The organism is Sphingomonas hankookensis (assembly GCF_001619955.1).
Taxonomy (GTDB): domain Bacteria; phylum Pseudomonadota; class Alphaproteobacteria; order Sphingomonadales; family Sphingomonadaceae; genus Sphingomonas; species Sphingomonas hankookensis_A.
Genome location: NZ_LQQO01000025.1, coordinates 1 through 2,431, shown reverse-complemented (window position 1 = coordinate 2,431; position 2,431 = coordinate 1). Strand labels below are relative to the sequence as shown.

The 2,431-nt window shown below is 63.7% G+C and carries 2 protein-coding genes; both read right to left on the bottom strand.

All coding sequences use genetic code 11. The annotated features are described in order from the left end of the window. On the bottom strand, positions 1-1,702 hold a 1,702-nt coding region (locus tag AVT10_RS11170), incomplete at its 3' end, for a TonB-dependent receptor domain-containing protein (protein WP_066691141.1). Positions 1,703-1,827: 125 nt separating this feature from the next. After that, complete coding sequence (locus AVT10_RS11165; protein ID WP_084401617.1) at positions 1,828-2,286, bottom strand: Lrp/AsnC family transcriptional regulator; 459 nt, start codon at positions 2,284-2,286, stop codon at positions 1,828-1,830. Positions 2,287-2,431 lie beyond the last annotated feature (145 nt).

The following is a 2,431-nucleotide window of genomic DNA, read 5'->3' as shown; positions in this document are numbered from 1 at the left end:
CGGGGCTGAAGGCGAATGTGCCCGCCGCTTCGACGCCGCGTGCGCGGGCCTTGTCGATGTTGATCGACTGCGCGAACAGGTCGACCGCCGGGAACGGCCCCACGTCCAGACAGCCCGGCCGGTTCGGATTGCCGGCGAACTGGCAATTGGGGATGCCCGGTCCGGCGGCGATCTTGTCGGTGAAGTCGTTGTTGAACAGCATGACGTTGCCGCTGAACCAGCCATCGGCGTCGTAATAGACACCGGCTTCGTAGCTGGTGCTGGTTTCGGGAATGAGGTTCGGCGTGCCCAGCAACGGGGTGCGCCCCTGATTGCCGAAGCCGATGATCCCCTCGGCAATCTGTTCGACGCGCGGGGTCTTGAACCCGCGACTGACGCCGCCCTTCACGGTCAGCGCGTCGGTGACGTTCCACACCGCATAGGCACGCGGCGACCATTTATTGCCGAAGGTCGAATGATCGTCATAGCGCACGCCGCCGGTCAGGTTGAAGCCTTCAGCGAGGGTCAGCGTCGCTTCGGCAAAGCCCGCCCATTGGGTGAAGGTGAACGGTTCGGGCGCGACCCCCTCCACCATGCGGGCATGCCAATATTGGCCGCCGAGGGTGAAGGCGAGCGGCCCCTGCCGTCCGGCAAAGCGGGAATCGATAATGTCGTTGCGCGCCTCCAGCGTGCGCGGACTGCCCGCCACCTTGCCCGGTGTGCCACGCGGGATCAGGCGACCGATCGTCGCGGTTTCGTTGCGGGTCAGCGTCGTGTCGAGCGTACCCAGGCCACTGCGCCAGCTATGCGCGACGACATAGTTGGACCGGTTGAACTGCAATTCCGGTGCATAGCCGCCCGACCCCAGCGTGCCGAGCCGCCCTTCGCTATTGTCATAGGCCTGAGTGTTGCGATCCGCCTCGATCCAAAGATCATGATCCGCATGCGGGGTCAGCGACAGGCGGGCGCCGTAATTGTAGATATCGGCGCGCACCGGATTGCGGCCGAGGGTCAGCGCGGGATCGCCGGGGATCGGGATGTCCGATCCTTCGCGGTGGAACAGGCTGCCCCACAGCGTCAGGCCAATCAGGTCGCGGACCACCGGCCCCTGTGCGAAGCCGTTCACCGACTGGATATTGCCGAACCGGTCGTCCCCTTGGATCGTGCTTTCGGCGGTCGCCGTTCCGACCCAGCGGTTCCCGACCTTGCGGGTAATGATGTTGACGACCCCGCCCATCGCGTCGGACCCATACAGCGTCGACATCGGTCCGCGCACGACCTCGATCCGGTCGATCGCCGAGAAGGGCGGCAGGAAGCTGGTCGTGGTTTCGCCGAAGCCGTTGGGCGTGACGCCACCCGGCGGGTTCTGTCGCCGACCATCGAGCAGGATCAGCGTATAGTCGCTCGGCATCCCGCGGATCGAGATGTTCATCCCGCCGGTCTTGCCCGCCTCCCCGCCGACATCGATGCCCTGCACGTCCTGCAACGCCTCGGCGAGACTGCCGAAGCGCTTTGCCTCAAGGTTCGCGCGGTCGAGCACGCTGATGCTGGCCGGTGCCTCGATGATGCGCTGCTCATACCCAGAGGCGGTGACGACGATGTCGGGGGCCGCCACATCCTCGCTATCGCTCGCCCCGGCCTGCGTCTGCGCGACGGCTGGCGCGAGTGTCAGCGCCCAAGCCAACGCCCCTGCCGATACCCTGCGGCCCAATCCGATTGCCATGAAACCCCCTTATTACTCTTGCGAGTGATTAGCATTTGCGGGGCAGGTGCAATATCGGACGTCGGGGCGTCAACCCGATTGGGCAGAGACAAGAAATGTAACGTTCCGGAAAGATAACGAGCCGGTCAGGCGACCTTGACCGCAGCCATTAGCGGTGCGGCGCGCTTGATCGTCTTCATGCAAATGGTCGACGCAAAGCGCTGAACGCCGGGAAGCCGGCTCAGTTCGCTACGCAACAGTCCGTCCAGCGTCTCGACGTCGCGGGTGATGACATGGAGCAAATAGTCGCCGTCACCAGCGACCGTATAGCAGTCGAGTATGGCCGCATGGTCGAGCACGGCGGCTTCGAACGCGGCATGATGGGCGAAGTCGACCGATACCTCGACAAAGGCGCTAAGCCGCAAGCCGATGGCGTGCGGATCTATCGTGGCGCGATAGCCGGTGATGACCCGACGCTGTTCGAGCGACTGGACGCGGTTCCAGCACGGCGTTTTCGACAGTCCCACCTTGTCCGCGATTGTGCCGAAGCCCTGTCGCGAATCCTGTTCCAGTTCCGCCAGGATCGCGCAGTCGAATCGATCCATATCGCTTGCCCCCATATCTATGCACGAAGAACAGAATTCTACATTGCGGCCTCTAGCAGGACCACCTTTCTGCAGTCTCAGCGGTATCGGATGAACGCGGAACCCCATTCATCTGTCAATCGGCGTCCAAAAAGGACCCCCTATC